The sequence below is a fragment of the uncultured Paenibacillus sp. genome, from assembly GCF_963515335.1.
Lineage (GTDB): Bacteria > Bacillota > Bacilli > Paenibacillales > Paenibacillaceae > Paenibacillus_I.
In genome coordinates this window covers 1-19,725 of sequence record NZ_CAUPYC010000048.1, presented here as the reverse complement: position 1 = coordinate 19,725, position 19,725 = coordinate 1, and the positions used below count along the sequence as shown (strand labels likewise).

Genomic DNA, 19,725 nt, shown 5'->3' with positions numbered 1-19,725 from the left:
CATCCTTACGAGTATGAGCCATTAGCTCAGTTGGTAGAGCACCTGACTTTTAATCAGGGTGTCGAAGGTTCGAGTCCTTCATGGCTCACCATTGTTTTCTCCCTCGAAGACAACGGTGCATCTTATTAGGAAGAAACTTTATACGTGCGGTAGTGGTGGAATGGCAGACACGCTATCTTGAGGGGGTAGTGGGCTTACGCCCGTGGAGGTTCGAGTCCTCTCTACCGCACCATACATAACAAGCCGAAAACCCTTGATAGATAAGGGTTTTTTTGTTGTCCATTCATCGACCGGGGACTGTTCTAAGTTGGAGACTGCTATGGCGATTATGCCCAGTCACATAACGGTGGCTTTTGTGATCGCTCCACTTCTGTTACCAATACTCATATCGTATGAGGATTCTCGAATGCTCGCGGCCCCAATATTTTGGAAGCGTATTCTTGTATGATTTGGTACACTATGAAAAGGCAAGACTACCCATTGAAACGGAGGATGCGAATCGGTATGCAGAGAGTCAAAGTTGGCGTGATCGGATGCGGAGTCATAAGCGGCATTTATCTGAAAAATTGCACCAGAGTCTTCGATCATTTGGTGGAAGTAGCCGCGGTGGCGGATCTGGTGCCCGAGTTGGCGCGGAAACGGGCGGAGGAATTCGATATTCCCGCAGCGTGCACGGTTGAAGAGCTTCTGGCGAACCCGGAAATCGAAATCGTGCTTAATCTCACGGCGCCGGCTGTGCATGCGAGCATTAATTTGCAGGCGCTGGGCGCGGGCAAGCACGTCTATACGGAGAAGCCTTTTGCGCTGAACCGCGCGGACGCCGATGAGGTGATTGCGCTCGCCGAATCCAAGGGGCTGCTGGTCGGATGCGCGCCCGATACGTTCCTCGGCGCGGGCATCCAGACCTGCATCAAGCTCATCGAAGACGGATGGATCGGCAAACCGTACGCGGCAAGCGGAACGATCATGATGGGCAATTACGCCGAAGGCATGCATCCGAACTTCCGGAATTTCTATAAGCTCGGCGGCGATCCGCTGATGGATATGGGACCCTATTATTTGACGGCGATGATCGCCATGCTGGGACCCGTGCGCAGGGTCACCGGCTCCGCACAGCAGCTTTACGAAGAAATAACCGTAAAAAATCCGAGATCCCCGAGCTTTGGGGAAACCGTTCGGGTAGGGGCTCCGACCAACGTGACGGCGACATTGGATTTTCATAACGGTGTCGTCGCAAGCTTGCAGGCTGCGAAAGAGGGGTTCGGCTATAAGCCGAGGCTGGAAATCTACGGAACGGAAGGCAATCTGTCGGTTCCCGACCCGAACCTGTTCGGCCCGGTGCCCGATTTTGAGAGCGAGCTCAGGATTCAATTTCCGAGCTCCGAGACGGTCACGATGCCGCTTACCCACGGCTTTAAGGAAGACAGCCGCGGAATCGGCGTTGCGGATATGGCCTATGCGATCCGGACGGGAAGAACCAACCGGGCAAACGGCCGGTTGGCCCGCCATGTGCTGGACATATCGCTCGGCATATTCGAAGCGTCGGAATGGGACCGGCACGTCTATATCGGGTCTACGGTCGAACGTCCCGCGCCGCTGCCGCTCGGGTTGAAGTATAATTCGCTTGAACCGTAACTGCCCGGCAATTGAATGCTCGATGTAAAATAAGCCCGCCCTTGGTAAAGGGACGGGCTGTTTGGATTTTGCACGGACCGATCATGAAGTTCGGAACCACTTAGACACCCGTCAAAGTAAGAACCCGCTGAATTATGACCGAAACGGCGGGCTGGTATTGTGTGCGAAAAATATGTTATGCGGTTGACATGTCAACCGGTTGACACACAGGATTCCTCATTTTATAATGTTTAATGTTAGCGGTTTGGAAATCGCTTTCATAAAAACGTATCGGGGGACGATCCAAGTGAACAAAGGTAAAGCCATTCAAACGCTGCTGCTTTCGCTGGTCATCATGCTAGTCGTGTCGGCTTGCGGCAACGCCGGCAACAAGGAAGGCGGCAACAAGGAAGCCGGTAACAACGGCACCGAAGCCGCTGCGAATGCGGGCAGCAAGGAAGCGGAAGCCGCTCCGGTTGAAATCACTTTGCTTAATTCAAAAGGCGAAATTCAGGCCCAGCTGGAGGAAGCCGCCAAATCGTTCAAAGAAGACAACCCTAACATCACGCTCGAAATTATTCCGGTTCCTGCGGGACAATCGCCGTTTGAGAAAGCTTCCGCGCTCTATGCAGCGGGCAACCCGTCGACGATCACGATGCTGGATACGGGCGATGTGGAGAAATTCAAAGACCGCGTTCTCGATCTGACGAATGAGAAATGGATGGCCGACCGCGTCGACCGCAGTACGGACCTGACGACGTTCGACGGCGTCAACTACGCGTTCCCGCTTGCGATCGAAGGCTATGGCTTCATTTATAACAAGCAGGTAGTCGATGCTGCGGTAGGCGGCTCCTTCGACCCGTCGACCATCAACACGACGCAAGCACTCGAAGAGCTTTTTGCAAAAATCGAAGCGTCCGGCAAAAAGGCGCTCGTCATCGGACCGATGGACTGGTCGCTCGGCGCGCATTACCTGCCGCTCGCTTATGCCAGCCAATCGACGGATCCGAAAGCCGTCGCGCAATTTATTGAAGACCTGAAGGCTGGCAAAGCCGATTTGGCGGGCAACGCCGTATTCAACGGTTTGTTCGATACGTTTGACGTCATGAAAAAATACAACATGGACAAAGCATCACCGTTGGCAGGTACGTATGAGCGTACCGGCGAATTGATCGGCAAAGGCGAAGTCGGCATCCTGTTCCAGGGCAACTGGGTATGGCCGCAAATCAAAAGCTTCGACACTGCGAACGGCCAATACGGTTTTCTGCCGGTGCCGCTTAGCAACAACCCGGACGACTTCGGCAACACGCAAGTATCGGCGGCGGTATCGAAACGACTGGTGCTCGACAAAGAAGCGGCCACCCCGGAACAGCAAGCCGCGGCCAAGAAATTCCTGGAGTGGATGGTCTACAGCGAGAAAGGCCAGGACTTCCTCGTAAATAAGGCGAACATCATTACCGCGTTCAAGAACATTACGCTGGAGCCGGCGGATCCGCTTTCCAAATCGCTTGCGCAATATATCGCCGAAGGCAAAACGCAGGATTCCATGAGCGTGCTGCCTGCCGATCACTGGGCAAAGGTCGGTGCGTCGATGCAGAAGTATTTGGCTGACGCAGCCGACCGCGCAACCGTGTTCAAAGAGATTCAAGAGTATTGGACAGCCGTGAAGTAATCAGCTCTATCCATCGACATACCAAAAGAAAAAGGGCAATGGATAGGACAACGTCTTATCCATTGCTTGCTTTTCTTCATCTGGATTCCATTGCATGAGAGAGGGATATATCATGATTTCGGAGAAAGGGCTGTGGCAGCGTCTTCGCACAAGACTGTTGTTTACCGGACCGACTTTGTTCGCGTTTCTTACCGTTATGATCGCTCCGTTCCTATACGGCATCTACCTTACGTTTACCGACTGGGACGGGATTTCGGTCAACAGTACATTCGTAGGCTTCGAAAATTATTTGGGTGTTTTTAAGGATGCCAAGTTCTGGGGTTCCTTCGTCCTCACCTTGAAATACGTGGGGGTAACCGTGCTGCTCGTCAACGCGGTGGCATTTCTGCTCGCCTATGCGCTGACAAGCGGCATGAAAAGCCAAAACTTTTTCCGCGCAGGCTTCTTCATCCCGAACCTGGTCGGCGGTATCGTACTCGGTTTCATTTGGCAGTTTTTGTTCTCGAACGTTTTTGTGTACATGGGCCAGAAGGCGGGCATCCCGCTGTTCTCCACTTCGTGGCTGGCAGACCCCGATAAGGCATTCTGGGCGCTCGCTGTCGTGACGGTCTGGCAATATGCCGGCTACATGATGGTCATTTACGTGGCAGGCCTCATGAACGTGCCGAAAGATATTCTCGAAGCCGCCGGCATAGACGGTGCAAACGGCTGGAGGAAGATGCGCACAATGGTGCTGCCGCTTATGGTTCCGTCCTTCATCGTCTGCATTTTTCTGTCGCTGCGCAATGGGTTCATGGTATACGACCTGAACCTTACGCTGACCAAAGGCGGTCCGTTCAAATCGACGGAGATGGTGTCGATGCACGTCTATGAGCAGGCGTTCCGGGCACGTGATTACGGACTCGGCCAAGCCGAGGCATTCGTATTGTTCCTGCTGGTGGCAACGGTGACCATTCTGCAGGTTTATTTCAGCAAGAAGGCGGAGGTAGAGGCATAATGAAGACACAAGCGCAAGTATCGGGCGGCCTGAAGACAGCTGGCCTCTCCGTGCTGCTCGCGACGATCGTTTTTCCGTTCCTGCTGCTGCTGCTCAATTCATTTAAACCGAACGGGCAAATCACTTCGGACCCGCTCGGGCTTCCGGCCTCTTTCAATCTTGACAACTACCGGAATGCGTTCGATAAAATGTCGTTTATGTCCGCATTCACGAACTCGCTCATTGTGACGATCGTCAGCGTCGCCCTGATCGGGCTGCTTGCCGCGATGACGGCGCATTATTTCGTGCGGAATGCGGGAAAGCTCAACCAATACACGTTTTTCCTGATGGTTGCGTCCATGATCATTCCGTTTCAGGCCATTATGATTCCGCTGGTCAAAATTTACGGCACGATCGGCATGCTTGACAGCAAGTGGGCTCTCATCTACATGTATGCCGGCTTCGGCACGCCGCTCGCGGTTTTTATTTATCACGGCTTCGTCAAGAGCATTCCGGCGGAGCTGGAGGAAGCTGCGCTGATCGACGGATGCACGCGGACGCAAACCTTTTTCCGGATTGTGCTGCCTGTGTTGACGCCTACTACTGCAACCATCGGCATTCTTAATGTGTTGTGGATCTGGAACGATTTTCTGCTGCCGTCCCTCGTGCTCGTCCAGCCGGAAGAGCGGACGCTTCCACTCTCGACCTTTTATTTTTTCGGCACGTACGCCGTGGATTACGGACCGCTTATGGCCAGTCTGATCCTCGCGGTGCTGCCGATTCTCGTCGTTTATCTGTTCGCCCAGAAATACATTATCCAAGGTGTCATGCAAGGCTCCATTAAATAAAACGGTCAAAGGTGAATGACAAATGAGTATGAGTTATACGAATACGCTCGCAGACAGCTTTATCGCGGAGAACAAACACCTGTTGAAGCAGGAATACAGGCTTACTTATCATCTGATGAGTGAATTCGGCTGGATGAACGATCCGAATGGCTTCATCTATTATGGCGGGCGTTACCATATGTTCTACCAGCATTATCCTTATAAGCCGTTCTGGGGGCCGATGCACTGGGGGCATGCGGTCAGCAGCGATCTGATAAAATGGGAATATTGGCCGATCGCGATTGTGCCGGATCAGCCGTACGACAAGGACGGCTGCTTCTCCGGCAGCGCCGTCGAGCGGGACGGCAAGCTGTTCCTGATGTATACCGGCCACATTCTGGGCGATGCGGGTACAAATAGCGACTATTATGAAGTGCAGAACCTGGCGGTGTCGAACGACGGCGGCGTCAGCTTCGCCAAATGGGCTTCCAACCCGGTCATCGACCGGACACAAATACCGCCGGGCGTCAGCCGGAAGGATTTCCGGGATCCGAAGGTGTTCGAGCGGGACGGCCGCTATTATGTCGTTCTGGGCTCAAATGACGGGAACGGCAACGGCCTGATTCTCCTGTATAGCTCCGACGATTTGGAAAGCTGGACGTTCGCAGGCGAAATCGCACGCAGCGACGGTACGCTTGGAGACAACTGGGAATGCCCCGACCTGTTCCGGCTGGGGGACCGCGACGTGCTGATCATGTCGCCGCAGCGGATGCCGGCTCAAGGCGACGATTACCGCAATTTGCACTCGACCACGTATATGATCGGCAGTCTGGACGCGGCGAACGGCAAGTTCACGTATGACGGGTACGAACCGGTCGATTACGGCTTCGATTTCTATGCGCCGCAGACGGCCGTCGATCCGCAAGGCAGACGGATCGTGATCGGCTGGATGGAGACATGGGAAACGGAAATTCCGACGCAGAAGGATCATCATTGGGCAGGGGCGATGACTTTGCCGCGCGAAGCCGTCCTGGTCGACGGCAAGCTGCGTTTCCGGCCGGTTGCGGAAATCGCGAATTACCGGTGCAACCCATTCGAGGTGCGGGATGTGCAGGTGGACGGTGAACGGGATATGCAGGTCAGCGGCGACAGCTATGAGCTGCATGTCGTATTTCGGCCGGAGTCGGCGGGAGAATTCGGGCTGAAGCTGCGGGTCAACGGTGAGGAGGAGACGGTTCTCGCTTACCGCCCGGACGAGCAGCTGTTCCGGTTCAACCGTGACCGGTCGGGCATCGGCCTAGGCGGGGAACGCCGGACTTCGGTCGCACTGGAGGAGGGAAGGCTTGAATTACGGGTATTCGTCGACAAATCCTCCGTCGAGGTATTTCTCCAGGACGGCCGCAAGGTCATGACAGGCCGCATCTACCCCGGACAAGAGTCCCTCGGTATCCGTGCTTACGCGCTCGACGGAAGCTGCCGGATCGAGTCGTTCCGCAAATGGGATATTCGCTGAACCGGTTATCGCACAACCAAGAGCCGGCAATCCGCTCACGCGGGCTGCCGGCTCTTGCACCGCATGGCATAGATTACAAAATACGTTTCGCATGATAAAATGACTGGAGGTAACGAGAAGTTTCGAAAAGTCAGGGGAAACATTATGAAAGCTAAAATCGGAGATGTCGCCAGCCGGGCCGGCGTTTCACCTACAACCGTGTCAAGGGTGTTGAACAACCGGGGCTACATTAGCCAGGAAACAAAAGACAGGGTCTGCAAAGCGATGAATGAGCTCAATTATTTTCCGAACGATTTGGCGCGCTCCTTGTTTAACAAGCGAACCAACCTGATCGGATTAATCATTCCGTCGACCAGCAATCCGTTTTTCGGCGAGCTTTCTTTTCATATCGAGAACATCTGTGCTTCCATGGGGTACAAAGTACTGCTTTGCAACAGCTTGAATCAAATCGATAAAGAAGAGAATTATGTGAACATGCTGATGCGCAACCAGGTGGACGGCATCATTGCGGCGGCCCACTATAACCGGGAAATTCTCAGCTACAACAAACAGAATATCGCGGTTGTGGCGATCGACCGTTATTTATCGGACACGATTCCTGTGGTCGGCTCGGACAACTATGCGGGCGGCAAAATGGCAACGGAGCTGTTGTTCTCCAGAGGCTGCAAGCATATCGTTCACATTAACAGCCCCATGGAAATGGATACGCCGGCAAGCCTCCGAAGAAAGGCCTATGAGGAAGCTATGGCCGGCCATGGCAAGGAGCCCGTCATTTTCGAGGTCAACGCTCCGTTCGATCAAAAGGAGAATCAAACCGTTATCCGGCGGATTTTTGATGAATATCCCCAGGTTGACGGCGTATTTGCCAGCAACGACCTGCAGGCCGCTTCTTTTATATCTGAAGCAAGAAGGCGGGGAAAGAGCATACCGGATGAGATCAAAGTGGTGGGCTACGACGGTACGGAAACGGCACTGATGCTGCTGCCGGAATTGACGACGATTCGGCAGCCGATTTCACTTATCGCCCAAAGCGCGATTGATTTGCTGATCAAGGAGATTGAGGGGCAATTCGGAGATCTGCCGCATGAGACCTACCTGCCCGTTGAACTGGTGGAAGGAAGTACGGCTTGAATGGCTCCAAGAACGCGCTTGCATTTTATGAAACTTTATTTCATCATAGGAAGAAGGATGATTTGAAGGGAGAGCGGAAGATGGGGCCTATTCAGGTGAATCAAACCTTGAGTTTTGCTTCGCGTTTACATGCCAATAATGCGAAATTGAGCGCCACGGAATACAAAGTGGCCGATTATATTCAGTCCCATTACGACGATATTATTCATCTGTCCATCGGCGATGTGGCGGAGCGCAGCGGGGCCAGCGAGGCATCGATCGTTCGGCTGTGCAAGCGGCTGGGCTACAAAGGCTTCCAGCACCTGAAAATCAGCCTCGCCAAGGAGGTCGTGGCGACCGATCGGCAAATCGTCGAGGTCATCGATGAGAAAGACGACATCGCGGCCATTAAGAAAAAAATTTTTCAGGCGAATATCCAGGGGCTGTATGACTCTCTGGACGTATGCAGTGACGAAGAGCTTCAGAAAGCCGTCCGCGCCATTGAAGGAGCGGGGGTTATCGAGATTTACGGAACAGGCGCTTCAGGGGCCGTAGCGCTGGACGCGCAGCACAAATTTTTGAAAATCGGCATCAAATGCCTCGTATACACCGACATATTTCTTCAATCCATGTCCGCGAGCGTACTGACGCCGCGTGATGTGGTCATCGTGGTTTCCCACACGGGCTCCAATAAGGACGTCATTCATGCGGCCAAATTGGCGAAAGAACAAGGGGCCTGTATTATCGCCATCACGAATTTCTCCCGGTCTCCGCTTACCCGTGTGGCCGACATTCATTTATATACCGCGGCGAATGAAACGATGTTTCGAACGGACGCCATCGCTTCCCGGATTGCCCAGCTCACGATCATCGATACGTTGTTTGCCGGCATCTCGCATACCGATTACGGCAAGTACTTGCAGCGCATAGAGAAAACCAGGAACTCCACGATCAACCGCAAAATTTAAATGTGTGCCGTCCCGAGCGGACGGTTTTTTGTTTCACGATGTTGAAATAAAATTTCATAATTTATTTTTGTTATATTGAAATTTATTACCGGATAATGCTATACTTCAAATATCCGGCGGATGAAGTTCCAAATAGCAAGCCAGTTTCGATTCCCGAACAAACTCGTTTCATGGATTTGAAAGCGTATTCTGTAAGCGCATTATTTGAAATTATTCCGATGGTACGGGGGGATGAAAGAGTGGAAAAAATTTTTAGCATGGCTTTGGTTGCTCTTCTGGGCATGGCGCTGGCGGCTTGCGGCGGCAACTCGGGCAATGGAGGCAACACCGGAAATACAGGCGGCGGCGCATCGGCCGACACCGGCAATACCGGGCAGGCAGGCTCGTCCAAAGAGGCGAGCAGCGTGACATTGCGTCTGTCCACACCCGATCCGGACACGGCTTCCATTACGGTTGCGGCCAGAGAGCTTGCCAAAGTGGTGGAACAAAAAAGCGGCGGCACCATCAAGATCGAAGTATTCCCGAACGGCACCCTTTACGGGGCCGATCCTTCGGCGGCGGTGAAGCAGCTGGGAGCCGGCTCCTTGGATATGCTGGCGCTGTCGACGTCGCTCTACGCCAATTTCGTTCCCAAATTCAGTATGGTCAGCGTTCCTTATCTGTTCGATGATTCGGAGCAGCTGATGGATTATTTCAACGGCGAACCGGGGCAGGAGCTGCTGATGAGTTTGGATGAGCTGGGCATACAAGGCGCGGGCATCTGGACGAGAAACTTCAGACAGATCACGAATTCCAAGCGGCCTATCGAGAAGCCGGCAGACTTGTCGGGCCTTCGGATGAGAGTACCGAACAATCCGCTGTGGGTCGAGTATTTCAAAGCGGCCGGCAGCGTGCCGACGCCTATGGCATTCGGCGAGGTTTACAACGCGCTCCAGCTGAAAACGATCGACGGGCAGGAGAATCCGGTGGAAGTGCCGGTCAACAACAAATTTTATGAGGTGCAGAAGTACTTGACGATGTCCAACCATATGGCGGACGGCTGGGTGGTCGCGCTGAATAAAGCCAAGTTCGACAAGCTTTCCGCCGAGCAGCAGCGGATCATTACGGAAGCGGTAAAAGAAATGCAGGCCTGGTCGGCGGACAAGGATAAGCAGGATGAATCTTCTTACATCAAGCAGCTTGAGGATAACGGCATGGCGGTCAATGAATTGACGCCGGAGCAGCGCGATGCGTTCATCGAGATTTCCAAAGGGCTTTATCCGAAATTCAAGGAGCTTGTGAAGGACGATGCTTTCTTCGACACCTCGCTTCAATTTGTCGGCAAAGCAGAGTAAGGGAGGAGGGGATGAACCATGCAGCAATCCGAGCTGGCCGCCGACGCACCCGTTGCGGCGTGTAAGCGCAATCCCGCCTTTGTCGTGCTCAATCGGGCTTCCGACGTCATCGCCGCGATGTCCACAGCTTCGATGTTCATGATTGTCATCGTTCAAATTGTCGGGAGGCTCGCCAATCAACCGGCTCCCTGGACGGAGGAAGCGACGAGGTTCATCTTTATCTGGATGGTTTTTCTCGGAGTCGCGATCGGCTTCCGGCGGGCCGAATCCGCCAGGGTGACCTATTTCCTCAAGCTGATGCCGCGGATCATACAGCGTGTCGGAACTGCCGTCTATATGCTGGCATCGACCGGCTTCTTTATCTTCATGTTCTACACGGGCCTTGACATCGTTACCCAGCAATTGAACACGAATGAGATGGGGTCTGCGCTGATGATTCCGATGTGGATTGTCGGCATCAGCGTCCCTGTCTCGTCCCTGCTTGCCATTATCGGGATTATAGAATCGGCCGTTTATCACAGGGAGCTCGTTTAGGAGGGATTTGCTTGTCCGTTGTGCTGCTCGTTTTGTTTCTCTTCCTGATGATCATCGGCGTTCCCATTGCGGTATCGCTGGGCATATCTACCGTTTTCGCGCTTCTGCTGTTTACCGACATTCCCCTGAGCCTGATCAGCCAGTCCATGTACAGTTCCATGAACAGCTTTATCATGGTCGCCGTCCCGCTGTTTATTCTGGCAGGCATGATCATGGACGAGGGGGGGATCGCGGAGCGCATATTCAACTTCGCCAAATCGCTCGTCGGCTGGTTGACGGGCGGTTTGGGCCACGTCTCCATCGTTGCCAACGTCATCTTCGCCGGCATGGCGGGATCGTCCGTGGCGGAGGTGGCCAGCATCGGCAATATCAGCATTAAAGCGATGACGAAAAACAAGTACCCGCAGGAATACGCGACAGCCTTGTCGCTCGCGTCCTCCATGCTGGCTACGATCATTCCGCCCAGCATCCTGATGGTTATCGCCGCTTCCGTCGCCAATGTTTCGATCGGCAAAGCGCTGATCGGAGGCCTGATTCCCGGCGTGATCATTGCCGCTCTGTTCATGGCTTTTAATTATGTTTACTCCCGCAAGAAAGGATACGGGGAACGGATCAAATTCAGCTTCGGCGAGCTGAGAAGCAGCTTTATTCAGGCCATTCCCGCGCTGCTCGTTCCGGTTATCCTGCTCGGCGGCATCCTGAGCGGATACTTCACCCCGACGGAGTCTGCGGCGGTGGCCGTTCTGTACTCGCTGGCAATCTCCCTGTTCCTGTACAAAACGATAAAGCTCAGGCAGCTGCCGAGGCTGTTCTTTCAGACGGCCAAGGTAACGGGAACGATTCTGTTCATCGCGGTAACGGCCAAGCCGGCCGGATTGATCTTCGAAATGGACGGTCTTCCTTCCCGCGTGGGCTCTTTCATCGGCTCGCTCTCGGATCAGCCGATCGTCATCATGCTTCTGCTTCTCGTGTTTTATATTTTAGTCGGTATGTTTATGGATGCGACGGCGGCCATTTTCATCCTGGTGCCCATTCTGCTGCCGACGGTGACCGGCCTCGGCATCGACCCGGTTTTCTTCATCGTGTTTACGGTCATTATTTTGTCGTTCGGGTTGATTACGCCGCCTGTGGGCGTTTGCTTGTATGCGGCCTGCAACATAACGGGCTTGTCGCTGGAGAAGGTAACCCGTTCCGCGGTTCCATGGATGGCGGTTACGATTCTCATCATGATCATATTCGCGATATTCCCCGGCGTTATTACCGGACCTATTAGCTGGTTCGGACTATAGAGCAAACAGACAGATAGGAAGCAAAGGAGAGAACGGCACATGAAAGCAGCGATATTCAGCGGTCCGGAGCAGATTTCACTGGAGGAGGTCGCTACACCGGAGATCAACGAACATGAGGTGCTGGTGCGAATCCGCGTGAGCGCCGTTTGCGGCACGGATGTCCGGATTTATGAAGGCAAGAAAACAAAAGGAATCCGCCCGCGCTCCATATTGGGACATGAGCTGGCCGGCACGGTAGACCGGGTCGGAGCGCAGGTAACCGGATTTAACGAGGGCGACCGCGTCGGCATCATGCCCGTCATTCCCTGCCGCAAATGCCACTACTGCATGAACGGCAGGGAGAACGCCTGCGCGAACCGTCAAGCGATCGGCTATGAATTCGATGGAGGATTCGCGGAATATATCCGCATCCCTCAAGTTGCGCTGGAGGCCGGCAATCTTGTGAAGCTTCCCGATCACGTCATGTTCGAGCAGGCCGTGGTTGCAGAGCCGCTGGCCTGCTGCATCAACGGCAATCGCAAAGCCGGCATTCGCATCAACGATACGGTCGTGATTATCGGAGGAGGGCCGATCGGCCTGATGCATGTGCAGCTTGCCAAGCTCGCCGGCGCCGGCAAGGTGATCGTCAGCGAGCTGATCGAGCACAGGGCCGAACGCGCCTATCGGGCAGGTGCGGATCTTGTGGTCAATCCCGCCGAACAGTCCCTGCACGATATCGTCATGCGGGAGACGGATCGGCTGGGGGCGGACGCCGTCATTATGGCGATCGGAATTTCCAGCCTGGTGAACGAGTCGGTCATGCTGCTCCGCAAGGGAGGCACTTTGAACCTGTTCGCCGGATTTACGAATGGCGTCATGTCTCAAATCGATCCCAATTTCATTCATTATCAGGAGGTTGTCGTGAACGGCACGACGGCGTTGACCCGGTCGGATTATCACAAAGCGCTCTCCTTGATTGCGGCGGGCCATATCGATACGGAACTGCTGACCACAACGGGTTATACGCTGGATAACATCCGTGAAGCGATCCTGGATGTGAAAGCGGGCAAGGGTATGAAGTCGCTCATTCATAACTGACGGCAAGCATCAAGGCTCGTGCCATAAATATGGAAACGTTCAAGGAGGAATTCGAGATGGCTTTACTGGGCAAAGAAATTCGGATGAGGCGGTTGTTGAATGAAAAGACGGGCCGATTGCTGGCGGTAGCGGTCGATCAGGCGCCGGCCCGCGGAATATTCGACGAGCTGATGCCGATCGGCAGAAAAATAAGCGAGATCGTCGAAGGCGGTCCCGACGCGATGACGATGCATAAAGGGATAGCGGATATGTGCTTCCGGCAGCACGCCGGCAAAACCGCGCTCATTCTCAAATGCTCGACCTTCTCTCCCTTTCAGCCGAATTACGATGTGCAGGTGGCGGAGGTAGAGGAAGGGATTCGCTTGGGAGCGGACGCCGTCTCCATGGGCTGCATCGTAGGCGGCGGCGACCAGCCCGAGCAGCTGCGCAGCCTGGCGGTCGTCGCCGGCAGGGCGGCGGAGCACGGCATTCCGATGATTGCCCATATTTATCCGCGGGGCAATCAGATTCCGGCCGAAGAGAAGGATCACTGGAAGCATGTCGCTTACGCCGTGAGGACCGGCGCGGAGCTCGGCGTCGATATTGTGAAGACCAAATATACCGGGGATCCCGACACGTTCGCGAAGGTGGTAGCCTCGACGCCCGCCCGCGTCGTCGTAGCGGGAGGAGAAACGGGTACGCAGGTCGAAGACTATTTCCAGATGGCCAAGGACGTGATCGAGGCGGGCGGCGCAGGCATCACGTTCGGAAGATTTGTCTGGAACACAAGCAACCCGACCGCGATCGTCCAAGCTTTAAAGCATGTGATTCACGATAACGGAAGCGTGAATGAAGCCGCAGAAATGTATCGGGAGCTAACCGCAATCACCCCTGCAATGCTGCCATAATAAGGGGGAAGCCATGTCGCATGTAATCGGAATTGACGTCGGAACCAGCGGCATTAAAGTCGCTGCGGTAGGCAGGGACGGACGGATTGAGGACGTGGAGAGCAGAGCGTATGCGCTCTGTTTTCCGCAGCCCGGGTGGGTCGAAATCGACCTGGAGCAAACCTGGGAGCTGGTGCACGAACTGCTTGGCCTTGTGTCAAGGAAAGTGGCGGACCTGGGAGGGGAAATCGAGGCCGTGTCTCTGTCCTGCTTCTGCAATGCTTCCGTATTTCTGGATGAGGCCGGCCGTCCCCTTCAGCGGGGCATCCTGTACATGGATCAACGAAGCACAGCGGAGACGGAATGGGTGAAAGCCGCTGTTTCGGAAGAGGAAAGGTTTCGCATTACGAAAAACCGTACGGAGCCCGGCATGATCTCGCTCACGTCGCTGTTATGGTTCAAGAATAACCGCCCGGAGCTTTTTCGCCGGACCCGGAAGTGGGGGCATCTATCCTCGTATCTCCTTTACCGTTTGACGGGAAGATTTGTGCTGGATTGGACGCAGGCCTCCTACTCCGGCATGTTTGACGTCGAGGAATACCGCTGGTCCGCCAAGCTTTGCGGCATTTACGGCATCGAGGAAAGTCTGCTGCCCGAGATCGTCGATCCCCGGGAAGCGATAGGCCGGGTCAGCGACGATTGCGGCCTGCCCTTCGGCGGCCGTGTCCGGGTCGCGGCCGGCGCGGCGGATACGGCTTGTTCGACGCTTACGCTCGGGCTTGCGCCGGGCCAGATGTTCGAATCGGTCGGCACCTCCGATGTGCTGACGATTTGCACGGACAATCCGCGGCGGTTCGACGCCCGTTTCCTGAACCGCTGCCATATTCTGAAAGGGCGATGGCTGTCCCATGGGGCCATGTCCACGCCGGGCTCAAGCATACGCTGGTTTAAGGAAAATTTCCTGCAAGCCGAGGCGGCGGCGGATCCGGGTATTTTGGAGAACCTGGTACGTTCCGCTCCTCCCGGTGCCAACGGCCTTTTTTTTCTGCCTTATATGTTCGGAGAACGGTCGCCGATCTGGGACGTGCACGCCAGAGGAAGCTTTGTGGGACTTGACTTAACGTCAACGAAAACGGATATGCTTCAGGCGATCTACGAAGGCTGCGCATATGGATTGAGACAAATCTACGAGATTATGGAAGAGGCGTATGGCCTTTCTTTTGCAGACTTTTTCTCCATCGGCGGCGGGGCGCAAAATCGTCATTGGTCGCAAATCAAGTCCAATGTACTCGGCAAGGTGATCGAAGTGAACGAGGTGGCGGAGACAGCGGCGTGCGGCGCCGCTCTTCTGGCGGGCAGAGCGGTCGGTTTCTACGCCGATATGGACGAGGGCGTATGCGCCTTCAAGAGCCGGCGATTGTTCGCGGTAGAGCCGGACCAGAAGCTGGTGCTCCGATATGAGCGGCAGTACCGGTTGTTTTGCGAGCTCTATCCGGCGCTGCGTTCCTTTTTTGCTAAAGCCTATAATGCGCGCAAGGAGGGGTGAAATGAAGCCCAATGTTTACATCACGCGAAGAATACCGCGGGAAGCTATCGAAAGGTTGTCCAGCTGCTGCGATGTCTCCATATGGGATGAGGAGGACAAGCCGGTTCCACGGGATGTTCTTGAACGGGCGTTAGGGAATGCGGATGCTTTATTCTGCCTGCTTACCGAGCGGATTGACCGCGAGTTGATCGCGCGCGCTCCCAAGCTGAAGGTGATCAGCACGATGGCTGTCGGCTACAACAACATTGACGTTGAAGCGGCTGCGGAGCGCGGAATTGTTATAACGAATACACCGGAAGTATTGACGGAAGCGACCGCCGATTTGACGTTCGGGCTGCTGCTGGCCACGGCGCGTAGGATGATCGAGGCTTCCGGCTATCTTCGGGCGGGACAGTGGCGTACTTGGTCCCCCATGCTGTTGACGGGTATGGATGTCCATGGCGCGACCCTGGGGATGATCGGCATGGGGAGAATCGGCGAAGCTGTTGCAAGGCGGGCAGCCGGTTTCGGGATGAAGGTGCTGTACTATAACCGCAGCCGCAAGCCGGAGCTTGAAGCAACCCGGGGACTGATCTATACGGAGCTCGACACCCTGCTGCAAACGTCCGATTATGTCTGCATCATGACTCCGTATACCCCGGAAACGGCAAACCTGATCGGCGCGAAAGAGCTGGCAATGATGAAAAAAACCGCAATTCTGATCAACACTGCCCGAGGCGGAATTGTTGATGAGAAAGCGCTGTACGACGCCCTGGCCGGCGGCGGAATCTGGGCGGCGGGACTGGATGTGTTTGACGAGGAGCCGATTTCAACCGGGCACCCGCTGCTCAAGCTGCCGAACGTGGTCGCCTTGCCGCATATCGGCAGCGCCAGCATCGCCGCGCGCAGCAAAATGGCGGATATAGCGGCGGAAAATATTTTGCGTGTACTCTCCGGACAAGATCCTCTCTACCGGGTCAACACGTTTTAGCACAGGGTTCGTTAAGGCAACCGTTTTACTGATGTCGGGGGATCCGGGCAAAGGCCGGAGCTTCCGGCATTGTCTCATTCCTCCTTTTCCGGTTCCGTGCCTATACCAGCTTAGCGTTTCGATTCACGCCGCAACAAATACAGAAAATAGGGGGCACCGATAAGAGATATGATCAAGCCGGCGGGAATTTCCAGAGGCGGTAACAGCCCTCTTCCAATTGAGTCAGCGGCAAGCACCAGCAGACCACCAAGAACACCCGCAGTGGGAACAAGGATTTTATGGCGGGATCCAACCAAATTTCTCGCCATGTGCGGACTTATCAGCCCCGCAAAGCCGATCGTGCCTACCGCGGCAACCGCCGCCCCCGTCATTCCGACCGAGAAAGCGAGCAGCAAAAAACGCATGAATTGCACCCGAATCCCAAGACCTGCAGCCACATTATCCCCCAAATTCATCAGATCCAGCTGTATGGCCAGTGCCCATGACAACGGGATCAGAAGCGCTATCCAGGGAAGCAGCTCGTTTACCTGATCCCATGTCCGCCCCCACAGGCTCCCGCTCAGCCAGATCAGCGCGGAATTTACGTTCGGGTTTGCCTTTGAAACAAGCAATTGAATCGCTGCAGCACAGAAGGCGCTTGCTGCCACCCCCACAAGGGCTAATCGTATCGGCTCGACCCCTCCGCGATGCGCCAGCAAGTATACGACAACTGCAACCATCGCCCCGCCGAGAAAAGCGGCTGTCGACACGGCTCCGGGAGCGGATGCCGGTAACAGCAGGGTCACAATCACGGCAGCAAGGCCGGCTCCCCCGGAAATCCCAAGCGTATCAGGTGCTGCAAGCGGATTGCGCATGACCGATTGCGTGATAACGCCTGAGATTGCAAGCCCGGCTCCTGTCAGAATCGCAAGAACAATACGCGGAATCCTATACTCCATAATGATAGCCGCCAGATCAGGATCTCCTATTCCGGCCAATGAGGCTGCGATATCCCAAGGAGAGAACCGGATGGCTCCAATCCCCATGTTGATAATGGAAAACACAATCGTGAGCACCAGCAGCAAGGCAAGTACGGTTACAGATTTTAAAACCCTCCTTGGACGTTCAGCCAAACCGGCAGGCGCCTCATAAACAGTTTCTGTCATTTGGATACCTTCCTTTTACGCCGCGCTAAATAAATAAAGTATGGAGTTCCAATTAAAGCTGTCACAACTCCCACGGGTGTTTCGTAGGGAAATGAAACAAACCGCGAGGCAATATCAGCAAGCACAAGCAGTACCGAACCAAAGATCGCGCTTACTGGAATGACCACCCGGTAATCTACACCGACCAAATACCTTGCGATATGAGGTACGATCAATCCGACAAATCCAATCGGCCCCGCAATGGATACCGACACCCCGGCGAGAACCACCACCATCAAAGCGCAGAGGCCACGCGCAACCGCGGTACGTTGTCCCAAACCGCGAGCAGTTTCCTCTCCAAGACCTATAACGGAAGCGGATCGTCCAAGGCAGCATGCAGCAATCAGCCCGGCTATACTCCACGGCAACAAAAGTTTAACGTCCGTCCAGTCCATTCCCGCAGCGGAGCCCGCTAACCAAAACAAAACCATTTCTGTCTTCTGATCATTAAAAATCAGCAAACTCTGCGTGAGCGACGCCAACAGCGCCTGAACCGCCACGCCGGTCAGCGCCATTTTGACTTCGACGCTGCCTCCTTTAACGTGAGCATTGATAAAGTAAACGACGGAGGCCGCGGCAGCGCCGCCCGCAAAAGCGGCCGCCAAAGACACGATGCCGCTCATTCCCGGCAAAATGACACTCAGCAGGACCACGACAAACGCTGCTCCCGCATTCACCCCGAGTACTCCGGGTGAGGCCAAAGGATTTCGCGTGATCGCTTGCATCAACGCTCCTGCCACAGCGAGATTGGCTCCGACGAATGCCGTTACGAAAGCCCTCGGGATCCTGATTGTTTGAATAATCAGGTGCTCTTTTGACCCGTCAAACGCAAAAACAGCTGCCAGGATAGTGGACAAGGAGACATCAAACGCACCGGTTGCAATAGACACCAATATCGAACCGAAAAGCAGAACAATGCCCGTAATGAAAAAGAACACGGTTCTGGTCAAGCGCCGCCTGGCAGGACTGATTTTCACTAAGTGTTGAGACAGAGAATTCATACTCCTATCCTTTCTATGCCAATGCAAAAAAGGGGGGCGATCTTTCTTGAATTGTTCTGCTGCCTTGCGAATTTATTTCGATTTAAAAATCAACTTTTCTGCCTCATCCATGATTTTCTCCGCCCCTTGAACACTGCGACGCAGGGACCACGTTGTAACATCGACCTCGTAGACGCGATTGTTCTTCACCGCCTTCAGATTTTTCCAAAGCGGATTGTCCGCCCATGCCGGAATAGACGATTTGCCATCGACAGTCTGCATCAGAATCAACACGTCCGGGTCGATCTGGAGCAGCTGTTCGATTGTCATTTTGACGCTATATTCGTCAGTCTGGTTTTTGAAGGCATAGTTCAGACCAATTGCCTCCAAAAGTCCGGGTGAGAAAAATTGCAAGGTGCGCGCGTTAAATACTTTGTCTCTTTCGGCAACCAACAGCACGCTCGGATTGTCCTTCGGAGCTTTTGCCCGCAGTTGTTGTACCTTTGCTTTGTGAGCCGCCACAAACTTTTCTGCTTCCGCCTTCTTGCCGACGGCATCTGCAATCACCAATGCGGCATCAATCGTATCTTGATAGGTAGCATTCAGGTTTTTCACAGCGATAGTCGGTGCAATCTTTGACAATTCGGCATAAGCGTTTTTATGTCGATCCACATCGGCAACGATCAGATCCGGTTTCAGCGTTTTGATGATTTCAAAACTTGGTTGAGCACGGGTACCCACCGATTTGTACCCTTCAATCGCCTTCCTGACCTCATCATCAATCAGGTTCGGTTTATTGTCCTCGGCAACTCCAATCGGCTTTACACCCACTGCCAGCAATGACTCGATAAAGCCCAATTCCAGTACGACGACACGCTGCGGCGTACCTTTGATTTGCGTTTCTCCCAGACCGTGTTTAATGATCCGTGTGCCGGCCTGTGCCCCCGCATTTGCTTCCGTCTGTTTGCCGGCAGTTGTCCCACAGCCGGCCAAAGTTCCCAAAACCAGCATGAAAGTGAAAAACAATAACAACGACTTATGTAATCTCATTTTTTTACATCTCCCTAAGTTGTCTTCTCTGCAATTCCCATATAATCAGCACCGCAACGGTTAAAGCTGTTTGTCTCTGTATTGCCCCCCTAAACTATATTGTTGATAATGGTTATCATTATCAAAGTAATTATAGAGCTCTCCCTTTTAAAGTTCAATAGCATGACCTATGCACTTCGAGGTAAACGTTGGTAATTTTCCGGTTTGGGCGTAAC

Annotated in this window: 17 protein-coding genes and 2 tRNA genes; 16 read left to right on the top strand and 3 right to left on the bottom strand. The window is 54.2% G+C overall.

Annotation, left to right across the window (positions count from 1 at the left end):
• Positions 1–15: 15 nt before the first annotated feature.
• From RWM61_RS14480 to RWM61_RS14405, 16 genes are all read left to right on the top strand, one after another.
• Positions 16–91: transfer RNA gene (locus RWM61_RS14480), tRNA-Lys, on the top strand.
• 55 nt (positions 92–146) lie between these two features.
• Positions 147–232 (top strand) — tRNA-Leu (locus RWM61_RS14475).
• Between the two features lie 272 nt (positions 233–504).
• Positions 505–1,635 carry a Gfo/Idh/MocA family oxidoreductase gene (locus tag RWM61_RS14470; RefSeq protein ID WP_314002015.1) on the top strand — a complete coding sequence of 377 codons (1,131 nt, stop codon included), beginning with the start codon at positions 505–507 and terminating at the stop codon, positions 1,633–1,635.
• 286 nt (positions 1,636–1,921) lie between these two features.
• Positions 1,922–3,286 (top strand): ABC transporter substrate-binding protein, encoded by a 1,365-nt coding sequence (locus RWM61_RS14465; RefSeq protein ID WP_314002013.1) that lies wholly within the window; start codon positions 1,922–1,924, stop codon positions 3,284–3,286.
• 112 nt (positions 3,287–3,398) lie between these two features.
• On the top strand, positions 3,399–4,283 hold the full coding sequence (locus RWM61_RS14460) for a sugar ABC transporter permease (RefSeq protein ID WP_314002011.1): 885 nt from the start codon (positions 3,399–3,401) through the stop codon (positions 4,281–4,283).
• The gene (locus tag RWM61_RS14455; RefSeq protein WP_314002009.1) at positions 4,283–5,110 is read left to right on the top strand and encodes a carbohydrate ABC transporter permease; all 828 of its coding nucleotides are present in this window, start codon (positions 4,283–4,285) and stop codon (positions 5,108–5,110) included. The genes RWM61_RS14460 and RWM61_RS14455 overlap by 1 nt, the downstream gene beginning before the upstream one ends.
• 22 nt (positions 5,111–5,132) lie before the next feature.
• Positions 5,133–6,602: a glycoside hydrolase family 32 protein gene (locus tag RWM61_RS14450; RefSeq protein WP_314002007.1), complete on the top strand. Its 1,470-nt coding sequence runs from the start codon at positions 5,133–5,135 to the stop codon at positions 6,600–6,602.
• A 144-nt stretch (positions 6,603–6,746) separates the two neighbouring features.
• A complete protein-coding gene (locus RWM61_RS14445; protein WP_314002005.1) occupies positions 6,747–7,733 on the top strand; it encodes a LacI family DNA-binding transcriptional regulator in 987 nt (328 codons plus the stop codon).
• Between the two features lie 80 nt (positions 7,734–7,813).
• A complete protein-coding gene (locus RWM61_RS14440; RefSeq protein ID WP_314002003.1) occupies positions 7,814–8,680 on the top strand; it encodes a MurR/RpiR family transcriptional regulator in 867 nt (288 codons plus the stop codon).
• Between the two features lie 239 nt (positions 8,681–8,919).
• On the top strand, positions 8,920–10,014 hold the full coding sequence (locus RWM61_RS14435; RefSeq protein ID WP_314002001.1) for a DctP family TRAP transporter solute-binding subunit: 1,095 nt from the start codon (positions 8,920–8,922) through the stop codon (positions 10,012–10,014).
• An 18-nt stretch (positions 10,015–10,032) separates the two neighbouring features.
• A complete protein-coding gene (locus RWM61_RS14430; protein ID WP_314001999.1) occupies positions 10,033–10,548 on the top strand; it encodes a TRAP transporter small permease in 516 nt (171 codons plus the stop codon).
• Between the two features lie 20 nt (positions 10,549–10,568).
• A complete protein-coding gene (locus tag RWM61_RS14425; RefSeq protein ID WP_314002047.1) occupies positions 10,569–11,837 on the top strand; it encodes a TRAP transporter large permease in 1,269 nt (422 codons plus the stop codon).
• 39 nt (positions 11,838–11,876) lie between these two features.
• A complete protein-coding gene (locus RWM61_RS14420) occupies positions 11,877–12,914 on the top strand; it encodes a zinc-dependent dehydrogenase (RefSeq protein ID WP_314001997.1) in 1,038 nt (345 codons plus the stop codon).
• Positions 12,915–12,970: 56 nt separating this feature from the next.
• Positions 12,971–13,801 carry a 2-amino-3,7-dideoxy-D-threo-hept-6-ulosonate synthase gene (locus tag RWM61_RS14415; protein ID WP_314001995.1) on the top strand — a complete coding sequence of 277 codons (831 nt, stop codon included), beginning with the start codon at positions 12,971–12,973 and terminating at the stop codon, positions 13,799–13,801.
• A 13-nt stretch (positions 13,802–13,814) separates the two neighbouring features.
• Positions 13,815–15,326: an FGGY family carbohydrate kinase gene (locus RWM61_RS14410; RefSeq protein ID WP_314001993.1), complete on the top strand. Its 1,512-nt coding sequence runs from the start codon at positions 13,815–13,817 to the stop codon at positions 15,324–15,326.
• 1 nt (position 15,327) lies between these two features.
• A complete protein-coding gene (locus RWM61_RS14405; RefSeq protein ID WP_314001991.1) occupies positions 15,328–16,296 on the top strand; it encodes a D-glycerate dehydrogenase in 969 nt (322 codons plus the stop codon).
• 110 nt (positions 16,297–16,406) lie between these two features.
• Here the strand turns inward: RWM61_RS14405 and RWM61_RS14400 are convergent, their stop codons facing one another.
• From RWM61_RS14400 to RWM61_RS14390, 3 genes are all read right to left on the bottom strand, one after another.
• Positions 16,407–17,441, bottom strand: a complete 1,035-nt coding sequence (locus RWM61_RS14400) for an iron ABC transporter permease (RefSeq protein ID WP_314001989.1) — start codon at positions 17,439–17,441, stop codon at positions 16,407–16,409.
• A complete protein-coding gene (locus tag RWM61_RS14395; protein ID WP_314001987.1) occupies positions 17,438–18,481 on the bottom strand; it encodes an iron ABC transporter permease in 1,044 nt (347 codons plus the stop codon). Before RWM61_RS14395 ends, RWM61_RS14400 begins: the two co-directional genes overlap by 4 nt.
• A 72-nt stretch (positions 18,482–18,553) precedes the next feature.
• Positions 18,554–19,510, bottom strand: a complete 957-nt coding sequence (locus RWM61_RS14390) for a Fe(3+) dicitrate ABC transporter substrate-binding protein (RefSeq protein ID WP_314001985.1) — start codon at positions 19,508–19,510, stop codon at positions 18,554–18,556.
• Positions 19,511–19,725: the final 215 nt, after the last annotated feature.